The organism is Pseudomonas protegens CHA0 (genome assembly GCF_000397205.1).
Classification (GTDB): Bacteria; Pseudomonadota; Gammaproteobacteria; order Pseudomonadales; family Pseudomonadaceae; genus Aquipseudomonas; species Aquipseudomonas protegens.
Map to the genome: position 1 here is coordinate 5,522,930 of NC_021237.1, position 14,911 is coordinate 5,537,840.

14 protein-coding genes are annotated in these 14,911 nt (G+C 60.8%); 4 read left to right on the forward strand and 10 right to left on the reverse strand.

What is annotated here, in order from left to right; all coding sequences use genetic code 11:
- Window positions 1–43 precede the first annotated feature (43 nt).
- Window positions 44–1,486, reverse strand: coding sequence for a PTS system trehalose-specific EIIBC component (treP, locus tag PFLCHA0_RS24535; protein ID WP_015636867.1), 1,443 nt, complete (start codon window positions 1,484–1,486; stop codon window positions 44–46).
- Between the two features lie 229 nt (window positions 1,487–1,715).
- Here treP and treR point away from each other — a divergent pair, with 229 nt between their 5' ends.
- Window positions 1,716–2,420 carry a trehalose operon repressor gene (treR, locus tag PFLCHA0_RS24540; protein ID WP_015636868.1) on the forward strand — a complete coding sequence of 235 codons (705 nt, stop codon included), beginning with the start codon at window positions 1,716–1,718 and terminating at the stop codon, window positions 2,418–2,420.
- 16 nt (window positions 2,421–2,436) lie between these two features.
- Here treR and PFLCHA0_RS24545 read toward each other — a convergent pair whose 3' ends face one another.
- From PFLCHA0_RS24545 to PFLCHA0_RS24585, 9 genes are all read right to left on the reverse strand, one after another.
- Complete coding sequence (locus PFLCHA0_RS24545) at window positions 2,437–2,958, reverse strand: helix-turn-helix transcriptional regulator (RefSeq protein WP_015636869.1); 522 nt, start codon at window positions 2,956–2,958, stop codon at window positions 2,437–2,439.
- A 5-nt stretch (window positions 2,959–2,963) separates the two neighbouring features.
- A complete protein-coding gene (locus PFLCHA0_RS24550; protein ID WP_015636870.1) occupies window positions 2,964–3,242 on the reverse strand; it encodes a hypothetical protein in 279 nt (92 codons plus the stop codon).
- Window positions 3,243–3,933: 691 nt separating this feature from the next.
- Window positions 3,934–4,845 carry a LysR family transcriptional regulator gene (locus PFLCHA0_RS30955; protein ID WP_051167115.1) on the reverse strand — a complete coding sequence of 304 codons (912 nt, stop codon included), beginning with the start codon at window positions 4,843–4,845 and terminating at the stop codon, window positions 3,934–3,936.
- 252 nt (window positions 4,846–5,097) lie between these two features.
- Window positions 5,098–5,595, reverse strand: coding sequence for a DUF4334 domain-containing protein (locus PFLCHA0_RS24560; RefSeq protein ID WP_015636872.1), 498 nt, complete (start codon window positions 5,593–5,595; stop codon window positions 5,098–5,100).
- A gap of 383 nt (window positions 5,596–5,978) precedes the next feature.
- Entirely contained in the window at window positions 5,979–6,140 is a 162-nt protein-coding gene (locus PFLCHA0_RS32040; protein WP_015636873.1) for a hypothetical protein, read from the reverse strand.
- Window positions 6,141–6,650: 510 nt separating this feature from the next.
- Complete coding sequence (guaA, locus tag PFLCHA0_RS24570; protein ID WP_011063192.1) at window positions 6,651–8,228, reverse strand: glutamine-hydrolyzing GMP synthase; 1,578 nt, start codon at window positions 8,226–8,228, stop codon at window positions 6,651–6,653.
- Window positions 8,229–8,332: 104 nt separating this feature from the next.
- On the reverse strand, window positions 8,333–9,802 hold the full coding sequence (gene guaB / locus PFLCHA0_RS24575; protein WP_015636874.1) for an IMP dehydrogenase: 1,470 nt from the start codon (window positions 9,800–9,802) through the stop codon (window positions 8,333–8,335).
- Between the two features lie 116 nt (window positions 9,803–9,918).
- Window positions 9,919–10,467 carry a hypothetical protein gene (locus PFLCHA0_RS24580; protein ID WP_011063194.1) on the reverse strand — a complete coding sequence of 183 codons (549 nt, stop codon included), beginning with the start codon at window positions 10,465–10,467 and terminating at the stop codon, window positions 9,919–9,921.
- A gap of 132 nt (window positions 10,468–10,599) precedes the next feature.
- Complete coding sequence (locus PFLCHA0_RS24585) at window positions 10,600–11,370, reverse strand: sulfite exporter TauE/SafE family protein (RefSeq protein ID WP_011063195.1); 771 nt, start codon at window positions 11,368–11,370, stop codon at window positions 10,600–10,602.
- Between the two features lie 101 nt (window positions 11,371–11,471).
- On the opposite strand from PFLCHA0_RS24585, the gene PFLCHA0_RS24590 reads away from it, so the two are divergent.
- Genes PFLCHA0_RS24590 through PFLCHA0_RS24600 form a run of 3 tightly spaced genes read left to right on the forward strand, consistent with a single transcriptional unit; the run spans window position 11,472 to window position 14,620 of the window.
- Window positions 11,472–12,368 (forward strand): LysR family transcriptional regulator, encoded by an 897-nt coding sequence (locus tag PFLCHA0_RS24590; protein WP_015636875.1) that lies wholly within the window; start codon window positions 11,472–11,474, stop codon window positions 12,366–12,368.
- A gap of 47 nt (window positions 12,369–12,415) precedes the next feature.
- Window positions 12,416–13,795, forward strand: coding sequence for an exodeoxyribonuclease VII large subunit (gene xseA / locus PFLCHA0_RS24595; RefSeq protein WP_011063197.1), 1,380 nt, complete (start codon window positions 12,416–12,418; stop codon window positions 13,793–13,795).
- Window positions 13,796–13,798: 3 nt separating this feature from the next.
- Window positions 13,799–14,620 (forward strand): M23 family metallopeptidase, encoded by an 822-nt coding sequence (locus tag PFLCHA0_RS24600; RefSeq protein ID WP_011063198.1) that lies wholly within the window; start codon window positions 13,799–13,801, stop codon window positions 14,618–14,620.
- Window positions 14,621–14,911: the final 291 nt, after the last annotated feature.

The following is a 14,911-nucleotide window of genomic DNA, read 5'->3' on the forward strand; positions in this document are numbered from 1 at the left end:
AGTGCGAGGGCATTCGCCGGCGAGCCGGCTCCTGCAGGGCCGGTCAGGCCACTCGGTAGCCGGGACGGATGATCTTCAGGCTCAGGCCGCAGGTCAGGACGAAAGGCACCACCAGGGCGACGACCATGCCGATCACGAACATCGGGATGTATTGCGGAATGATCGAGATGAACCCCGGCAGCCCACCGACGCCGATAGCCGAGGCCTGGACCTTGTTCAGCGAGAGGAAGATGCTGCCCAGGGCCGAACCGATCAGCGCGGCATAGAACGGAAACTTGTAGCGCAGGTTGACGCCGAACATCGCCGGCTCGGTGATGCCGAAATAGGCCGAGATCGCCGAGGTCGAAGCCATGCTGCGGTCCCGGGCATTGCGGCTCATGGTGAACACCGCCAGGGCCGCGCTGCCCTGGGCCAGGTTGGACATGACGATCATGGGCCAGATAAAGGTGCCGCCCTGGGTGGAGATCAGTTGCAGATCGACCGCCAGGAACATGTGGTGCATGCCGGTGATCACCAGCGGCGCATAGAGGAGGCCAAAGATCGCCCCACCCACCACCGGCGCCAGGTCGAACAGGGTGACCACGCCTTCGGTGATCAGGATCCCCAGATGGCGGGTCACCGGGCCGATGATCGCCAGGGCCAGCACCCCGGTGACCACGATGGTGGTGATGGGCACCACCAGCAGGGTAATGGCGTTGGGCACCCGGGCCCGCAGCCATTTTTCGATCACGCTCATCACATAGGCTGCCAGCAGGATCGGCAGGATCTGCCCCTGGTAGCCGACCTTCTCGATCTGGAACAGGCCGAGGATGTCGAAGTACGGCAGGCTCTGGCCATCCAGCCCGGCCACGGCCTTGCCGTAGTTCCAGGCATTGAGCAGGTCCGGGTGCACCAGCATCAGGCCGAGGACGATACCGAGGATTTCACTGCCACCAAAACGCTTGGCCGCCGACCAGCCCACCAGGGCCGGCAGGAACACGAAGGAGGTGTTGGCCATCAGGTTGATCAGGCTCCAGAGCCCGTCCAGATCCGGGTAGGCCTCGAGCAGGGTCTGGCCCTGGATGAACATGCCCTTGGCGCCCAGCAGGTTGTTCACCCCCATCAGCAGGCCGGCAATGATCAGGGCTGGCAGGATGGGCATGAACACATCGGAGAACACCCGCACCAGACGCTGCATCGCATGAGCCTTCTGTGCGCCCTTGTGCTTCACGTCGGCAATGGTCGAGGCCGCGAGGCCGGTCTGCTGGCGCAACGCCGCATAGACCTTTTCCACCTCGCCGGGGCCGATCACTACCTGATACAGCCCACCAGTGAAGAACGAGCCCTTGACCAGGTCGATCTGGTTCAGGGTGGCGCTGTCGACCCGGCTCGGGTCCTTGAGGGCCAGGCGCAGGCGGGTCACGCAGTGGGCGGCCTGTTCGAGGTTGTCGGCGCCACCGAGGCTGTGCAGCAACTCGCTGGCGATCGTTGAATAGTCGTGGCTCATGCTCGTTCTTCCACCTGAGTTTTTTGTTATTGGCAGCACGCCGAGGGAGGAAACTACTCGTCTGTACGAGTTAAATCAACAACTCGTACAGACGAGTTAGGATTTTTCTTCCGCCAACGCCCTGCCCCGCCCTTTTCAACTCGCGAACCACACGCCTGCCGCATGGACAAATGCACCGTCCAGCCCTTAAGGTGCCTGCCTTGAGCACAGTCCGGCACAGAGCCATTCCATGAGCAAATACAACCAGATCTACAGCGATCTGCTTGCCAGCATCACCACCGAACGCCTGGAGCGCGGTGCCCGCCTGCCTTCGGAAAGCGAGCTGATGGACAGTTACCAGGCCAGCCGCGGCACTGTGCGCAAGGCCATCGAACTGCTCCAGGAGCGCGGCTTTGCGCAGAAGATCCACGGCAAGGGCACCTTCGTCCTCTCGCCCAACCCCATCGAGTTCCAGCTGGGCGGCATCGTCAGCTTCCAGGAAACCTACCCACGGCTGGGGGATGACGTCAGCACCGAAGTGGTGGAGTTCAGCCAGTTCCCCCTGCAAGGCGCACTGAGAAATCACCTGCAGGCAGAGGAAGGCAGCCTGGTCACCCGGATCAAGCGGGTGCGGCGCATCGATGGCAAGCGGGTGATTCTCGACATCAACCACTTCGTTGCCGAACTGATCCCGGGGCTGGACCGGCAGATCGCCGAGCACTCGATCTACGCCTACATCGAACAGACCCTGCAACTGAACATCAGCTATGCCCAGCGCACCATCGAGGCCAGCCCGCGGAGCAAGGACGACCAGCAACTGCTCGACCTGGACGGCCAGAGCCATGTGATCGTGGTGAGCAACCAGACCTTTCTCCAGGATGGCCGGCAGTTCGAATACACCGAATCACGGCACACCCTGGACAAGTTCTACTTCTCGGACGTGGCCCGGCGCTAAGCCCCGTCCCTCCCCGTCAGCCCAACAGGGCCACCAGTTCGCCGCTCAAGGGGCCGATGCGCTTCGACTCCTTGGCGGTGTTCACCTGCTGCGCCACCCGCGCCACCTCGATCACCGGGTGCTTGAGGGCGTAGCCGCCCTTGCTGTCCAGCCAGCTCAGGACCTCCGCCAGATGCCACAGCGAGGTACTGCCCTCATGGATCGCCAGGGGAAAGCTCTCGGCGTGGGCGAGCATCAGCTTGCGCATGTTCTGCCGCGACACGCCGACTATTTCGGCAATCTCGCTGAGGCCGACGACATCCGGGCTGGCCTCCACCAGCCGCGCTTCGGGGATGATCCGCTTGATATCCGCCAGGGCACTGAGCAGCGCCGCCTCGGCGCTCTCGGCTTCGCGGCTGAACTCCAGGGCGAGGCGCCCGGCCAGGCCAGTGCCCACCAGGGCGTCGGTGCACCCCGCCGCACCGAGGCGCTCCACCAGTTGCAGCGGATCACAGCCCTCCTGCGGCAGCAGGTAGTTGAGGGTGAACAGGTATTCCATGGTGCTTACTCCTTGCGGGCTGCCGGCGCCTTGGCCCCACGCAGCTGGTTCAGGGTGCAGTTGTCGATCACCCGACATAGCGCCCGGGCGTGCTGGGTCGGGTTCTTCGGCGTGCGCCAGACACTGGTGATGCAGAACTCGCCACAGCGACACACTTCGTTGTTGTACGGGCAGTAGATCCAGCCCCAGGCATGACCACCGCCGACCTCGATGCGCCAGCCCTGCCATTCGGCGTAGCGCAGGGCCATTTCAATGTCCTTCTTGGGATGAGTTGCACGAGCCATCCATAGCCTCCAGTATCGCCAGCACAATTTAGCTGTCAACTGACAACCATGAGAATTCCGAACAAACCCGCTCGGCGGACAAGCCGCGACGCAAACAGCGGGGGGAGACACAAGGGTAGAGAGAAGGCCGGGGCACGGCGAAGAACATGTCTTGCGTGATATTGCCGAACGGCTGAAAAGTGTCGTTTGCAAAAACGCTGCAACACAAATGCCTGAAGCGCGGATTCAAATGTCCAGAAACGACAATGGCGATCTCCCCCTAAGGTCCCGATCGCCATTGTTTACCGCGAATGAATCAATTACCGATCAACCACTCTATTATCAACGAGCTGGTGAACATCAAGAAGCAGATTGTGCTGTAGCACTCGGGAGTAATTCCCCTTACTGACTCGCCTAACCTTCATCGACCCCCATCCGGTTGATGGATCAGTCGCTGGCCATCTGAACAAACTGGATCAGGCCAGCCGGGATCGAGCAGGACTCGAAAGCTGCCCAGGAAAGTCCTCTTCATAAGTGTATTCAGAAGGTTGGCAACTGCCTGCAACAGGTGGCCGGCCCCTTCGGCCCGCCCCCCGGCGATGGAGTAGAACCCAAAGGTAATCATTCCTGTTCCCCACCGATGCGCCCACGGCTTTTGCTTTGTGATCGCGGTGGATGGCCTCGAGCAGCTGGGATGTTGACTCCACCAGCGCTATTGACGGGCCATATCTGGCGGCTTTAGAGCAAAGTCTCTGGCAAGGTTCAAGAAACGCTGACTTTCCCGCGAGTTCCAGCCAATCCTGCGCACAAGGGAAAAAGGAACCCAAATACTGTCCCCAAGCGCCCTTCTAATAATTGCTTTTTCATTGAGGAGATCGTCCCTCAAGTCGAAGCTGGCAATGATGATTTTTTCCAGACTAAGCGTGCGATCCAAAAGAGCCTGGTTGAGCTCCACAAACGGAATCAGCTTGGCGCCAGCCTCCTGCCACTTTGAGTAAATGGAATCAAACAACTCAGGATGGAGCGCCTTATTGAATACCGCAATCGTCTGGTTCTTGAGGTCAGAAGAAACCAGCTCCTTCACGGTAGCAAGCGGGTGATCGGCAGCCATTATCAGCTCTACACGAAGTTCGCAGAGCGTCGTTACTTCAAGCTCAGTACTACGAATGTCGCCTAATACAAAAGCCAAATCTAACGACCCTGACAACACCCGATCAATCAGCCCAGGCGTCCAGCCAACATCGAGTTCCACGCTAACATCAGAATAAAGTAAGCAAAAGCGATCAATTAGTTCGCCTCTGGGGGCAACTTGGTAGCTGTATGGGGGCACACCTAGCCTCAGTCGACCCGCGCTCCCGCGTTGCAACTGAGATGCCAATGCTTCCATCGCTGACATTGAAACTTGGACACTACGAGCTACCTGAAGCAGTTCCCATCCCTTATCGGTCAACGCAATACTACGTGTGTTGCGGACAAACAGCGGGAAGCCCAACTGTTCCTCGAATTTACTCAAACGTCTCGACAACCAAGGTTGTGCTACACATAAACGCTCAGCCGCCCGTGTGAACGAGGCCTCTTCTGCGATCACCGCAAACTGCACCACCATGCGAGGGTCAAGCTTCATACCTTCGCTCCAATTCATTAAGCAGGCGTCAGGTCAGCCTTGAGCAATGTTAGCGCGCAATCGGGAATTGCACGCTAACATTGAGCCGTTAGACCTAAGCGTTCAGGGAAAAGCCATCCCAGCGGCGATAGATGGCCCCGGGAGGCATCGGACCAAACAAAAGTTGTTCCTTGCGGCCTGACCTCTACTACTGGCGAGTACTGAAAATGGGGGGATTACCTGTCGAAAGTCCAGCTGTCGCGCTGCTGCACGCTAGACGAACTCGACAGGGAAGCCATCGACCCTTTCGAGGTAGAAGAAGTAGTACTTGCCATTGTCGATGATGTCGGGGAGCTGCCCCTCAAAGGACTTACCATCCATGATCCCGAAAAGGGTGTTGTCATCGACCTTGCGCAAGTGATCATAAATCGGAACGCCATCGTAGATCATCGTAGTCGAAACCTTGCCACGAAACGCCACCTCCCAGAGAGAGGCCTCACCTTTCATGATCTTGTTGGAAAATAGTCGGCCCTGTTCGTCGTAGCAGACTAGGGGAACGGCATCCAACTTGCTCCGGTACCACTTTCCGTACCACTTCATTCCGGTAAGTGCGTCATTGCCCCAGTGTCCTGTCTTGAAGTCACCACCTTGCCAACGGCCCAACGCGCCATCGATTGTGACTGGAGAAAGCGAGTCAAAGAAGTCCAACAGTACTTCATCATTAAGACCTTGCGTGCTCTTAAGCTGTTCAAACTTTTCTTTCGTATTCATTAGCATTCTCCAAGATACAACCAGCGGACCTGCCCACAAAGCTAGCTATCCTGGGGCGGACTAAGCTAGGAAAAAAATAGCCTGTGATCGAGATTTTTTCCGCACTCCGTTTGCTCAAAGATAGTATTAAGCGCCCTACAATCACCCCAGACCGGTTGTTATATAACCGGAGCAAAGAGCTACCTTCCAATACAAGCCTGCTTGAATGAGCTCTTGCTATCTAGAAGTGTCGTTTCATCGAAAGCAGATGTCCAAGACGAAACCTCAGAGCATCTAGACGAAAACCATATAAATCATCGACCAGAGCACCGGCGGAAAACTGTTCACGAAAATAGAGTAGCCATGGCCCGCGCTCTAAGCCCCTTGACCTTTTTGCACGACGCTTACTGGTCTTCGGCCCGATTCTCGGTCAGCAGGCAATTGTGAAAGACCGTTAGGAGATCTCGGTCGATGATGCGCTTGCGCATGGCACGGGTGCTGTCGGCCAAACGTGCATTGGCCAGCCATGCGTCCATCGCCGCGCCGAAAGTCTTGATGGCGACCACCCACTAGCTCTGGCGTTGTTTTCAAACGCAAAGGATGTGCCTGCCTGAACAGGTTTGCGCGCCTCCAGGAGCAGTTCGCGCACCATCGCTAGCCAGATACCACCCGAGCCATAGCGTTCCCGGGGCAGCGCCTCACAGCGGCCGTGAAGCCGGTAGTCATAGCGGAAGGTGACGGTACCGCTGGGCGATACCGTCACGTCCTCCTATCTCGGTCAGAAGCCCTATAAACCTTGGACTTAGGCTTCAGACTTCGCAGTGCAGCGTCGGTCGGCCTCAAGGTATTCCTCCAGTTTTTCGACAGTTTTTACTGTCAAGGATCAGGAGGCCTGCTGATGCCTTGAAAGCCGCGTAAACGAGCTTCCCCGAGAAATTTTTTACCGTCAAAGACGGTAAAAGTCTGAGCAGTGAACGAGCGTTTCTTTATCCAACCTCGACTCTTACCGCCAGCGCCACAGTCAACTTGTTTTGTTAGCCGACGCTAGCCAGCGGTAGCCTTCGAAGAACGTCCAATCATTCCCACTCGATGGTCGCCGGCGGCTTGCTCGACACGTCGTAGGTAACGCGGGAGATACCTTCGATCTCGTTGATGATCCGGCCGCTGACGGTTTCCAGCAGCTCGTAGGGCAGGTGCGCCCAACGGGCGGTCATGAAGTCGATGGTTTCCACGGCACGCAGGGCCACGACCCAGGCGTAACGACGGCCATCGCCCACCACGCCCACGGATTTCACCGGCTGGAACACCACGAACGCCTGGCTGACCTTGTGGTACCAGTCGGCCTTGCGCAGTTCTTCGATGAAGATGTGGTCGGCGCGACGCAGCAGGTCGGCGTATTCCTTCTTCACCTCACCGAGGATGCGCACACCCAGGCCCGGGCCCGGGAACGGGTGACGGTAGACCATGTCGTACGGCAGGCCCAGTTCCAGGCCCAGACGACGGACTTCGTCCTTGAACAGCTCGCGCAGTGGCTCGACCAGCTTGAGGTTCATTTCCTCCGGCAGGCCGCCCACGTTGTGGTGCGACTTGATCACGTGGGCCTTGCCGCTTTTCGCGCCAGCCGACTCGATCACGTCCGGGTAGATGGTGCCCTGGGCCAGGTACTTGATGTTTTCCAGCTTGCAGGATTCGGCATCGAACACGTCGATGAAGGTACGGCCGATGATCTTGCGCTTCTTCTCCGGGTCGGCTTCGCCGGCCAGGTTATTGAGGAACTGCTCCTCGGCGTTGGCGCGGATCACCTTGACGCCCATGTTCTCGGCGAACATGGCCATTACTTGCTCGCCTTCGTGCAGGCGCAGCAGGCCGTTGTCGACGAAGACGCAGGTCAGCTGGTCGCCGATGGCCTTGTGCAGCAGGGCCGCGACCACCGAGGAGTCGACGCCGCCGGACAGGCCCAGCAGGACGTTGTCGGTGCCAACCTGGGCACGGATCTGGGCAATGGCGTCCTCGGCGATCTTCGACGGGGTCCACAGCGCTTCACAGCCGCAGATATCGAGGATGAAGCGCGACAGGATGCGACCGCCCTGCTTGGTGTGGGTCACTTCCGGGTGGAACTGCACGCCGTAGTAGCGCAGGTCGTCGTTGAACATGCCGGCAATCGGGCAGCTCGGGGTGCTGGCCAGGATGTGGAAGTCTTCCGGCATCTTGGTGACCTTGTCACCGTGGCTCATCCAAACGTCTAGGCCGAACAGGCCGTCGGCGTCGACGTGGTCTTCGATGCCGTCCAGCAGGCGGCTCTTGCCGACTACATCAACCCGGGCATAGCCGAACTCACGCAGCTCGGAACCTTCGACCTTGCCGCCCAACTGCTCGGCCATGGTCTGCATGCCGTAGCAGATGCCGAAGACCGGGACGCCCAGGTCAAACACCGCCTGCGGGCAGCGAGGGCTGTTGGCTTCGTGCACGGATTCGGGGCCGCCGGCGAGGATGACGCCTTTGGGAGCGAATTCGCGGATCGCTTCGTCGTCCATGTCGAACGGATGCAGTTCGCAGTAGACCCCGATCTCGCGCACACGGCGGGCGATCAGTTGGGTGTACTGGGAACCGAAGTCGAGGATCAGGATACGGTGAGCGTGAATGTCGAGGGCCATGGTCAGTCTCGTCTAATTTCAGAAACGACACGGGGCTGAAAAACACAGCCCCGGTTACTAAATTCGTCAATCGCCTCCGGGCCTTGGCCTGGAGGCGATCACTATCAACCTACGCGATAGTTTGGCGCTTCCTTGGTGATCTGCACGTCGTGGACGTGGGATTCAGCCATGCCGGCACCGGTGATGCGGACAAACTCCGGCTTGGTGCGCATTTCTTCGATGTTGGCGCTACCGGTGTAGCCCATGGAAGAACGCAGGCCGCCCATCAGCTGATGGATGATCGCGGTCAGGGTGCCCTTGTACGGCACGCGACCTTCGATACCTTCCGGCACCAGCTTCTCGGCACCCGCGGAGGAGTCCTGGAAGTAGCGGTCGGAAGAGCCCTGGGCCTGGGACATGGCGCCCAGGGAACCCATGCCACGGTAAGCCTTGTAGGAGCGGCCCTGGAACAGCTCGATCTCGCCTGGAGCCTCTTCGGTACCGGCGAACATCGAACCCATCATCACGCAGGAAGCACCGGCGACGATGGCCTTGGACAAGTCACCGGAGAACCGGATACCGCCGTCGGCGATCAGCGGCACGCCAGTGCCTACCAGCGCCGCTGCAACATTGGCGATGGCGCTGATTTGCGGCACGCCAACACCGGCAACGATACGGGTGGTGCAGATCGAGCCTGGGCCGATACCGACCTTGACTGCGTCGGCGCCAGCTTCGGCCAGGGCCTTGGCGGCAGCGCCAGTGGCGATGTTGCCGCCGATCACCTGCACTTGCGGGAAGTTCTCCTTGACCCAGCGAACGCGGTCGATCACGCCTTTGGAGTGACCGTGGGCGGTGTCCACCACCACCACGTCGACACCGGCATTGACCAGCGCAGCAACGCGATCGCCAGTGTCCTTGCCAGTACCGACCGCAGCGCCGACGCGCAGGCGACCCTGGTCGTCCTTGCTGGCCAGCGGGTAAGCCTTGGCTTTCTCGATATCGTTGACGGTCATCATGCCCTTGAGAGCGAAGGCGTCGTCGACGATCAGTACACGCTCGATGCGGTGCTTGTGCAGCAGCTCGCGGACGGCGGTCTTGTCGGCGCCTTCCTTGACCGTGACCAGGCGTTCTTTAGGCGTCATCACTTCACGGACGCTGACTTCCAGACGGCTTTCGAAACGCACGTCGCGGGAAGTCACGATGCCCACCAGGTCGCCGTTGTGCAGTACCGGCACACCGGAGATGTTATGCATGCTGGTCAGTTCGAGCAGGTCACGCACGGTGGCGTCGGCCTCGATGGTGATCGGGTCCTTGACCACACCGGCTTCGAAACGCTTGACCTTGCGCACTTCGGCAGCCTGCTGCTCGATGGTCATGTTCTTGTGGATGATGCCGATGCCGCCTTCCTGAGCCATGGCGATTGCCAGACGGGCTTCAGTGACGGTGTCCATGGCGGCGGAAACCAGTGGAATATTCAGCTCGATGCCACGGGTCAAACGGGTCTTAAGACTGACTTCATTAGGCAGTACTTCGGAATAACCGGGCACTAGGAGAATGTCGTCGAAGGTGAGGGCTTCTTGGCTGATACGCAGCATCGCGGGGGCTCCCGGGCGGGAAAATGGAAGCGCGCCATTATACTCAGACAGCTACCCGGGCTCAATGTAAAACTCTGGCTAATATCGCTGGAGTGATAGATGGAGATATCCGCGCGCTACAACTCGACCTTGACCCAACTTATCGGCTGATCCAGCCAGTCGGCGAACTCGTCGATAAAGCTCTGTTTAAAACCCGCTTCGGCCCAGTTGTTGAAGATAAAGCCCAAGTTGGAAAAACCGCATTCCTGAAGAAACAGAAAGCCGTTGATGTCATCTTCATGGCCGCATTCGGGGCAGGTGAAGTTGTCGGTACGCCCTGGCATCCAGTCTTCCAGGCTTTCGAACAGCGCCTCACCGATTTCCTGCCGGCACTCGGCACAGCCCGCTTCCTCGAGAAAGCCCTTGGCCGGGGTATAGATGCAGCGCTTGGTGATGATCTCCAGGCCATTGATCGGCTCGCCGAAGGGCAGCGCCTCTGGCCGCAGCACCACCTCCCGTGCCCCGGCGGCAATGGCGTGCCCCATGCGATTGCCCGTGCGCCCGCAGGTGCTGAGGCTTTCCTCGACGATGTTCTTGCGCACCAGCCAGCGCACGATCGCCCGGGCCCGGGGCTCGTGCACCGGCAGGGTGGAAATTTTCGGGACGAGGATGCTTTGGGAGTTCATGGATAAGCCTGGAACATGCGGGGACGGTACTCACGCTTTCGCCGGCAAGCCGGCTCCTGTCATCAATTGTAGGAGCCGGCCTGCCGGCGAACGAATTCAAAGGCCCGCAGCTTAATCCCTGGCCCCAGCAGGTCAAGTGCTCAGGTAACGGCCGATCAAGGCAACGCCACTGGCCAGCACCAGCCAGGTCACCAGGCGTACAAAAGCCTCCCGGGACAGTTTCATCGTCAGCCGGCGGCCAATCCACAACCCCAAGGCCATCGCCGGCAACAGGCATAGCGCCAATAGCAGCAGCGGCAACTCGGCATAGACCCCGGCCAGGGCGAACAGGCTCAGGCGCACCACGGTGCTGCAACTGATCAGCGCGCTCTGGGTCGCCCGCGCCGGATCCTTGGGCAGGCGGCTGTTCAGGTAGATGGCATATAGAAAGCCGCCACTGCCGAAGAGGGCGCCAAACAGCCCACCGACAATCCCCATCGGCACCGCCCAGCCGGCCGCCAGTTGGGTCGGACGCGCCTTCACCCACAGGCTGTAGATGGCGTAGGCACTGATGAACAGCCCCATCAATAGCAGCAACAGATCGGATTTGAGGTTGAGCAGGAAGATCACCCCCAAGGTGCAACCTACTGCCATGCAGGGCAACAGGCGCAGCAACTCCGGCCTGGCCACATCCTTGCGCGAGGGCAGAAGGTTGCCAAAGGCCGCGACAAAATCCAGGAGCACCAGCAGCGGCACGATCTTCGACAGCGGCATGAACAGGATCAGCACCGGCCCTGCCACCAGCGCCGTACCGAACCCGGCAATGCCGAACACTATGTACGCCAGCGCGATGCCCAGGCCGATCACCAACCAACTGCCCGGGCCGAAAGACCACTGGTTCAAACCCTCGATTACCACGCTCATCGCTGCGACTTCCCAGTTGAATACGCAGTGACTTTAGCCAGCAGTGAGCCTTGCGACTAATATCGTCGAAGTCGCCAACTCATCGCAAAAAGGCATGCCTCGTGATTTCGACCCGCCAACTGCGCTATTTCGTGGAAATCGCCGAATGCGGCAGCTTCAGCGCCGCCGCCGAGCGCCTGTTCGTCGCCCAGTCAGCCCTCAGCCGGCAGATCAAGGAGCTGGAAAACCAATTGCAGACCCCACTGTTCGAGCGCACCGCGCGCCTGCCGCGGCTGACGGCGGCCGGTGAAGCGTTCTTCCCCAAGGCACGCAACCTGCTGAGTGAATTGCACAAGGCCAGCGAACTGGCCACTCAGGTAGGCATGGGGCAATTGGGCACCTTGCGCCTGAGCCACTCCAGCACCGTGCCCATGAGCGGCCGGCTACTCCAGGGCATCGGCAGCTACTTGCAGCATTGCCCTGGAGCCTCGATGGACATCGCCAAGCTGTCTTCCGAGGCGCAACTGGAAGAGTTGGCGCAGGGGCACCTGGATATCGGCCTGTTGCGCCTGCCGGTGTTACGTCAACGGGCAGGTGTACAGATCACGCCCCTGTTCGCCGAACCCTTGCTGCTGGCGGTGCCACCTCAGCACCCACTGGCGCTGGACCCTCCGGCCGGGGGCGTCGACCTGGCCCAGCTTCGCGAGGAAGCCTTCATCTCCATCCCCCACCCCCAGCGGGGCGGCTTGAGTTACCTCTCGGCCGAGCTGTGCATGCGCCAGGGCTTTTTTCCCAGGGCGGCGCGGGTGATGTCGCGCAAGACCACCCAATTGCAACTGATCCAGGCCGGCTTCGGCATCGCCCTGCTGCCCGAGTCGATGCAGGACATCGCCCCGGCCAGCATCCGCTTCCTACCGCTGGCGGATGCCGATTGCCAGAGCACCGTGGCCCTCGCCTATCGACAGGAGCCGACGCCCCTGGTGGCGCAATTCGTCGAACATTTTCGCAATCACTTGTAGTTGATTTGCGTTGTTCCATTCAGAGACAGGCCTTTAAACTGCGCCCCATGATTAAAGATCCCTTCGCACGACTCGGCCTGGACCGCGAGGTCCTCACCGTCACCCAGCTCAACGGCCGCGCCCGGGTGCTGCTCGAGGACGTGTTCAGCAATATCTGGGTGGAGGGCGAGATCTCCAACCTCGCCCGCCCGGCTTCCGGCCATGTGTACTTCACCCTCAAGGACAGCGGCGCCCAGGTGCGCTGCGCACTGTTCCGGCAGAACGCCGCGCGGGTCCGCCAGGCGCTGAAGGACGGCCTGGCGGTCAAGGTGCGGGGCAAGGTCTCGCTGTTCGAAGGGCGCGGTGACTACCAGCTGATTCTCGACACCGTGGAACCGGCCGGTGATGGCGCCCTGCGCCTGGCTTTCGATGCCCTGAAAGACAAGCTGAGCGCCGAAGGGCTGTTCAGCGCCGAACGCAAAGTGCCACTACCGGCCCATCCGCAACGCATCGGCATCATCAGTTCGCCCACCGGCGCGGTGATCCGCGACATCATCAGTGTGTTCCGGCGCCGCGCACCGCAGGTCGTGCTGACCCTGATCCCTACCGCCGTGCAGGGCCGCGAGGCTACGGCGCAGATCGTCCGGGCCCTGCAGCTGGCCGACGCCCGGGGCTTCGACGCGCTGATCCTGGCCCGTGGCGGCGGCTCCCTGGAGGACCTCTGGTGCTTCAACGAAGAAGCCGTGGCCCGTGCGGTGGATGCCTGCGTGACACCGATCGTCAGCGCCGTCGGCCATGAAACCGACGTCTCCATCAGTGATTTCGTGGCCGACGTTCGCGCGCCCACGCCTTCCGCAGCAGCCGAACTGCTGGCCCCCGATTCCAGTGACCTGCAACGCCGGGTCGACAACCTGCATCGACGCCTGGTGATGCGCATGCGCGACCGGCTGGTGCGCGACCGGCTGCGCCTGGACGGCCTGGCCCGACGCCTGCGCCATCCCGGCGAACGCCTGCGCCAGCAGGCACAGCGCCTGGACGACCTGGACATGCGCCTGCGCCGCGCCTTCGAGCGCAGCCTCAATACCCGTCGCGAACGCTTGATCCGCCTGGAAACCCGCCTCGGAGCCCAGCATCCAGGGCGGCAACTGGCACTGCTGCGCCAGCGCCTGGACAGCTTGGCCGAACGCCTGCCCCGGGCCATGCGCGAAGGCCTCAAGGGCCGCCGCCTGCAATTGCACAGCCAGATGCAGACCCTGCATGTGGTCAGCCCCCTGGCCACCCTGGGGCGCGGTTACAGCATCCTGCTGGACGATCGCGGGCAGGCCATTCGCAGTGCCGGCCAGACCCGCCCAGGCCAGCGCCTCAGTGCCCGCCTGGGCGAAGGCGAGCTGCAAGTACGCGTCGAAGACAACCACCTGACGCCCGTCACTCTTTCTCTACTGGATTGATCCATGCCGCGTTTTCTCTGCTCCCTGCTGTTGCTGTGCCTGGCCTTCAATGCTCACGCCGACAGCTACATCACCCGCCTGCTGAACAAACCCGTGCCCGGTGGCGTAGCGGTGGTCGACCTGGGCAGCGCCGCCCAGGCGCCCAAGGCCAGCTACCAGGGCAAGCCGGTGCTGGTGGTGAAGGAGCAGAACAACTGGCTGGCGATTGTCGGCATCCCGCTGACGGTCAAGCCCGGCACTCAACAAGTAAGCACCGGCGGGCGCAGCCTGAACTTCGTGGTCGGCAACAAGAAATACCCGGAGCAGCACATCACCCTGAAGAACCAGCGCCAGGTCAATCCGAACCCGGCGGACCTCAAGCGCATCGACGGCGAGTTGGCGGAACAGATCCGCGCCTACCGCAGCTTCAGCCCCAACACCCCAAGCAACCTGCTGTTGGACAAGCCGGTGAATGGCCCCCTGTCGAGCAAGTTCGGCGTACGCCGTTTCTTCAACGGTGAAGAGCGCAACCCTCACGCGGGCCTGGACTTCGCGGTGCCAGCAGGCACACCGATCAAGACCCCGGCGGCGGGCAAAGTGATCCTGATCGGCAACTACTTCTTCAACGGCAACACCGTGTTCGTCGACCACGGCCAGGGCTTCATCAGCATGTTCTGCCACATGTCGAAAATCGACGTGAAGATCGGCCAGTCCCTGGCCCGTGGCGCCGTGGTGGGCAAGGTGGGGGCGACCGGCCGCGCCACCGGGCCGCATATGCACTGGAACGTCAGCCTGAATGATGCGCGGGTCGATCCGGCCATCTTTATCGGGGCCTTCCAGCCCTGATCGCGCAGCGCCGCTTGCCTGCATCAGGCATTGATTCAGCGGCGAGCCGACGCCCACAGGGATTGCGCAGCCCTACTCGACTGCGCAATCGTTAGTATTCTTTCAAAGAATACCCAGCATAAAATCTCGATATAGCTTTGTTTTCGAGTATTCCTCTCAATTTTTTTCGACTGCTTGCCATCTCTCACCCCAGTGGTTAGGGTTGAGCACATGAAAACCTCTCACACCCTCATTCAGCGTCGTCAACACCGGAGCCTCTGCCTCGTCAGCGCACGACTGCCAGGCTGAATC